The 5,512-nt window shown below is 76.0% G+C and carries 5 protein-coding genes; 1 reads left to right on the forward strand and 4 read right to left on the reverse strand.

What is annotated here, in order from left to right; genetic code table 11:
* Positions 1-180: 180 nt before the first annotated feature.
* From AB0E96_RS37615 to AB0E96_RS37630, 4 genes are read right to left on the reverse strand one after another with little or no spacing between them, the layout of a single operon-like run.
* Positions 181-1,260 (reverse strand): glycerate kinase, encoded by a 1,080-nt coding sequence (locus AB0E96_RS37615; protein WP_359830807.1) that lies wholly within the window; start codon positions 1,258-1,260, stop codon positions 181-183.
* Complete coding sequence (locus AB0E96_RS37620) at positions 1,257-2,078, reverse strand: sugar phosphate isomerase/epimerase (RefSeq protein ID WP_359830810.1); 822 nt, start codon at positions 2,076-2,078, stop codon at positions 1,257-1,259. The genes AB0E96_RS37615 and AB0E96_RS37620 overlap by 4 nt, the downstream gene beginning before the upstream one ends.
* The gene (locus AB0E96_RS37625) at positions 2,075-3,223 is read right to left on the reverse strand and encodes a dihydrodipicolinate synthase family protein (RefSeq protein WP_359830813.1); all 1,149 of its coding nucleotides are present in this window, start codon (positions 3,221-3,223) and stop codon (positions 2,075-2,077) included. Before AB0E96_RS37625 ends, AB0E96_RS37620 begins: the two co-directional genes overlap by 4 nt.
* The gene (locus AB0E96_RS37630) at positions 3,220-4,374 is read right to left on the reverse strand and encodes a Gfo/Idh/MocA family oxidoreductase (protein WP_359830815.1); all 1,155 of its coding nucleotides are present in this window, start codon (positions 4,372-4,374) and stop codon (positions 3,220-3,222) included. Before AB0E96_RS37630 ends, AB0E96_RS37625 begins: the two co-directional genes overlap by 4 nt.
* A 123-nt stretch (positions 4,375-4,497) precedes the next feature.
* Between AB0E96_RS37630 and AB0E96_RS37635 the strand changes: the two genes are divergently transcribed.
* Positions 4,498-5,512 (forward strand): LacI family DNA-binding transcriptional regulator (locus AB0E96_RS37635; protein WP_359830817.1); only part of this gene is annotated, 1,015 nt, incomplete at its 3' end.

Raw genomic sequence — 5,512 nt, forward strand, 5'->3', positions numbered from 1 at the left:
CCGGGAGGAGATCCGCCGGGAGCACGTCGAGGTCCACGACACCACCGGCACCCAGAACCCGGCCCCCCTGGCGCCCGCCGCCTCGCCGACGACTGGCACCCAGCCGGTGCTCCCGTGCTCGGCCGACCCCGTCGTGGAGCGGGCCGAGCCGCCGCCGCCCCCGGCCGGGCCGGCGCGGGGTCAGCCGGTCTCCGCGTCCTGTGCGAGCCGGGCTCCGGCGCGGGCCAGCCAGGTGTGGGCGTGCTGCCGGGCGGAGGCCGGGTCGCCCGCGAGCGCGCTCAGGGTGAGCACCCGGTCGTCGGTCGACTCGCCCGCGACGATCCGGGCGGGAACGCCGGCGCGGGCGGCCCGGCCGAGGACCTCGCCGACGGCCTTGCCGCGCAGGCTGGTCGCGTCGTACCGGCCCTCACCGGTGATCACCAGGTCCGCCGCCGCGATGTCCCGGTCGAGGCCGAGGAGGTCGGCGACGGCGGCGGCGCCGGGGCGGACGACGGCGCCCCATGCGGCGGTGAGGCCGTAGGCGGTGCCGCCCGCGGCTCCGGCGCCGGGTTGCGCCGGGTCGCCGCCGAGGAGCGCGGCGAGCCGGGACAGGCCCCGGTCGAGCAGGGCCACCTCGTCCGGGCCCGCCCCCTTCTGGGGGCCGTAGACGGCGGCGGCGCCGTCCGGGCCGAGCAGCGGGTCGGCGACGTCGGTGAGCAGGACCACGCCGTCGGGCGGTGCCGGGCGCAGGCCCGTGCTGTCGACCCGGTGGAGTCGCGTCAACTCCCCGCCGCCGTCGGGCAGTTCCCGTCCCTGCGGGTCGGTCAGCCGCAGGCCGAGCGCGGCGAGCAGGCCGGTCCCGCCGTCGGTGGAGGCGGAGCCGCCGAGGGCGACGGTCAGCCGGCGGGCGCCGGAGTCGAGGGCCGCGGCGACGGCCTCGCCGGTGCCCCGGGTGGTGGCGGTGAGCGGCGCGGCGCGGGCCATCAGGGGCAGTCCGCTGGCGACGGCGAGTTCGACCAGCGCGGTGCCGTCGGGGAGCAGGGCGTACCGCCCGGTGACCGTCCGTCCGTCGGGGCCGGTGCAGCCGGGGACGTCGTGCTCGGTGGTGCCGGGCAGGGCGGCCGCGACGGCGGCGGCGGTGCCCTCGCCGCCGTCGGCCATCGGACGGGCGATCAGTTCGTCGTCCGGCCGCACCGAGCGCCAGCCCTCGGCCAGCGCCCGGGCGGCGTCGGTCGCCGTCACCGTCCCCTTGAAGGAGTCCGGGGCGAGGACGACCCTCATGCGCCCACCACGTGGGCGCGGTGGCGCTCGACCACCGTCGCGAGGGTCCGTTCCCCGGGGGTGTCCCAGATCTCCTGGTTGAAGATCTCGGTCTCGATCCAGCCGGTGTACCCGGCGGCCGTGACCATCGCCGTCAGCGCGCCGAAGTCGATGTGCCCGTCGCCCACGTGGCCCCGGCCGAGCAGCGCGTCGGCGGGCAGCGGCAGCGTCCAGTCGCAGACCTGGTAGGAGGCGATCCGGGCGCCCGCGCGGGCGATCTGCGCGGCGAGGTCCGGGTCCCACCAGACGTGGTAGCTGTCGACGACGACCCCGACCTGCTCGACGGGGTGGCGCTCGGCGAGGTCGAGGGCCTGGCCGAGGGTGGAGACGACGGCGCGGTCGGCGCAGAACATCGGGTGCAGCGGCTCGATCGCCAGCCGTACGCCCAGATCGCCCGCGTACGGCGCGAGTTCGGCCAGCCGGTCGGCGACCCGTTCCCGGGCCCCGGCCAGGTCGCGGCTGCCCTCGGGGATCCCGCCGACGACCATCACCAGGGTGTCGGTGCCCAGTTCGGCGGCGTCCTCCAGGGCACGGAGGTTGTCGGCGAGCGCCGCCCGGTGGGCGTCCGGTCCCTCGGCGGTGAGGAACCCGCCCCGGCACAGGCTGCTGACGGTCAGGCCCGCCGAGCGGATCAGCGAGGCCGCGCGTCCGACGCCGACCTCCTCGACCTTGTCGCGCCACAGCCCGATGGCCGGGACTCCGGCCTGCGCGCAGCCGCGCACCGCCTCCGGCAGGCTCCAGCCCTTGGTGGTGATCTGGTTCAGCGAGAGCCGGTTCACGCCGCCACCCCCGCCACCGCGAGGAACTGCCGCATCCGGTGCGCCGCCAGGTCCGGGTCGGGCAGGACCCCGGCGGCGTCGGCCAGCCGGAACAGCTCCACCAGGTGGGCCACGGAACGGCCGCTCTGGGCCCCGCCGACCATGGTGAAGTGGCTCTGGTGCCCGGCCAGCCAGGCGAGGAAGACGATGCCGGTCTTGTAGTGGTACGTCGGCGCCGCGAACAGGTGGCGGGCCAGCGGGAGGGTGGGGGCGAGCAGCGCGTCGTACCGGTCGGTGTCGCCGGCGTCCAGGGCGTGCAGCGCGGCCGCGGCGCGGGTGGCGATCGGGTCGAAGACGCCCAACAGCGCGTGGCTGTGGCCGAGTTCGTCGCCGCGGATGAGCCGCGGGTAGTCGAAGTCGTCCCCGGTGTAGAGGCGGACGCCTTCGGGCAGGGCGCGGCGCAGGGCGATCTCCCGCTCGGCGTCGAGCAGGGACACCTTGATGCCGTCGATGCCGGCGCGGTTCTCGCGGATCAGCGCCAGCACCGTCTCGGTGGCCGTGTCCAGGTCGGCGGAGCCCCAGTAGCCGGCCAGCGCGGGGTCGAACATCTCGCCGAGCCAGTGGAGGATCACCGGCTGCCCGGCCTGGCCGATCAGCCGTCCGTAGACGTCGAGGTAGTCCTCCGGCCCGCGGGCCGCCGTGGCGAGGGCGCGGCTGGCCATCAGGACGGGCCGCGCGCCGGCCTCCTCGACGACCGCGAGCTGCTCCTCGTAGGCGGCCGTGGTCGCGGCGAGGTCCGCGCCCGGGGCGGTGAGCTGGTCGGTGCCGACGCCGCAGACGAGGCTGCCTCCGACGGCGCGGGCCTCGGCGCCGGAGCGGACGATCAGCTCCCGGGTGGCGGTCCAGTCCAGGCCCATGCCGCGCTGGGCGGTGTCCATGGCGTCGGCGACGCCGAGGCCCAGCGACCAGAGGTGGTGGCGGAAGGCGAGGGTGGCCTCCCAGTCGACGGCGGCCGGGGCGCCGGGGGCGTTGGCGCCGAGCGGGTCGGCGACGACGTGCGCGGCGGCGAAGGCCGTGCGGCTGCGCGGGGGGTGTGCCGGGAGGTCCAGCGGTTCCGGGGTGCCCAGCCGGTGGCGGCCGAGGCCGGGGAGGTTCAGCTCGGTCATCGGATCTCCAGGGCGGGGACGTCGAGGCGGCGGCCCTCGCGGGCGGAGCGCAGGCCGAGTTCGGCCAGCTGGACGCCCTTGGCGCCCTCCAGCAGGTCCCAGGTGTACGCGGAGCCGGTGGCGACGTGCCGCAGGAACAGCTCCCACTGCGCCTTGAAGCCGTTGTCGAACTCGCCGTTGTCCGGGACCTGCTGCCACTGCTCACGGAACCGCTCGGTGGCCGGCAGGTCCGGGTTCCACACCGGCTTGGGGGTGGTGGCCCGGTGCTGGATCCGGCAGTTGCGCAGCCCGGCGACGGCGCTGCCCTCGGTGCCGTCGACCTGGAACTCCACCAGTTCGTCGCGGTCGACCCGGACGGCCCAGGAGGAGTTGATCTGGGCGGTGATGCCGCCCTCCAGTTCGAAGATGCCGTAGGCGGCGTCGTCGGCCGTCGCCGGGTAGGCGCGGCCCTGCTCGTCGACCCGCTCGGGGATGTGGGTGGCGGTGTGGGCGTACACCGAGCGGACGGGGGCGACGACCTGGTCCAGCACGTACCGCCAGTGCGGGAACATGTCGAGGATCATGCCGCCGCCGTCCTGGGCGCGGTAGTTCCAGGAGGGGCGCTGCGCCTCCTGCCAGTCGCCTTCGAACACCCAGTAGCCGAACTCGCCGCGCACCGACAGGATGCGGCCGAAGAAGCCGCCGTCCACCAGGCGCTTGAGCTTGCGCAGTCCGGGCAGGAAGAGCTTGTCCTGCACCGCGCCGTTGCACACGCCGGCCTCCCGGGCGAGCCGGGCGAGTTCGAGCGCCGCGTCGAGGGACTCGGCGGTCGGCTTCTCGGTGTAGACGTGCTTGCCGGCCGCGATGGCGGCGCGCAGGGCGGGTTCGCGGGCGGGGGTGACCTGGGCGTCGAAGTAGATCTCGGCGAGGGGGTGGGCGAGCGCCTCGTCGAGCGAGGTCGTCCAGTGCGTCAGGCCGTGGCGGTCCGCCAGTTCCCGGATCTTGCGGGCGTCGCGGCCGACCAGGATCGGCTCGGGCCACAGGGTGTCGCCGCCCTCCAGTGCGAGGCCGCCCTGTTCGCGGATGGCCAGGATCGAGCGCACCAGGTGCTGGCGGTAGCCCATCCGGCCGGTGACGCCGTTCATCACGACGCCGATCGTCCTCTGAGTCATGCGTGGTCCTCCGCGTCTTGAGCCGTCAGTCTTGACCGGTCAGGTGGAAAGCGCTTTCCCGGAGGTTATGGAGATATGCTGCGCGCGTCAATGCACGTGGTGGCGGAAAGCGGGGAACGGTCGATGGGTGTCACTCTCAGCGAGGTCGCCCGCCACGCCGGGGTCTCGCTCGCGACGGCCTCCCGCGCGCTCAACGGCTCGGCCCGGACGGTCGGCGGGGAACTGGCGGCGAAGGTCCGGGCCAGCGCCGACGCCCTCGGGTACCTGCCGAACGCCCCGGCCCAGGCCCTCGCCCGGGCGGCCACGGCCAACGTCGGCGTGCTGCTGCACGACGTGGCCGACCCGTACTTCGCGGCCGTCGCCCGCGGGGTCTCCGACGCCGCCGGGCGGGCCGGGCTGCTCCCGCTGGTGGTCAACACGGACGGCGATCCGCAGACGCAGGTGCGCGGCATCCGCATGCTGCACGGCCAGCGCGTCCGGGCCATCGTCCTGGCCGGCTCCGCCCACACCGACCCGGCCGCCGTCCGGGCCGTCGACGCGGCGCTCGCCGACTACCGGGCCGACGGCGGCAGGATCGCGACCATCACCGACCACGGGCCCGACTACGCCGCGGTCCTGCCGGACAACCGCGGCGGCGCGGCCGCCCTGACCCGCGCCCTGCTGGAGCTCGGGCACCGCGAGTTCGCTGTGATCACCGGGCCGGAGCGGCTGCGGGTCCCGGTGGAGCGGCTCGCCGGGGTGCGCGAGGCCCTCGCCGAGGCGGGCCTCGAACCGGCCGAAGGGGCCGTCCAGCACGTGGAGTTCACCCGTGAGGGAGGCCGCGAGGCGATGCGGAGGCTGCTCGACCGCCCGCGGGCCCAGTGGCCGACCGCCGTGCTGGCGCTGTCCGACATCTGTGCGGTCGGAGCGCTCGGCGAACTGCGCGCGCGCGGCGTGGACGTGCCCGGCCGGATGTCCGTGGCCGGTTTCGACGACATCCCGTTCGCCGCGGACGTGGCGCCCCCGCTCTCGACGGTGCGGATGCCGCTGGAGCGGCTGGGCGCCCGTGCCGTCGAGCTGGCGCTGGAGTCCGACGGGGACGGGCGGCCCGCCCGGCCGGCCCTGCCGACCGAGGTCGTGCTGCGGGCGAGCACCGGGG

Source organism: Kitasatospora sp. NPDC036755 (assembly GCF_040636595.1).
Classification (GTDB): domain Bacteria; phylum Actinomycetota; class Actinomycetes; order Streptomycetales; family Streptomycetaceae; genus Kitasatospora.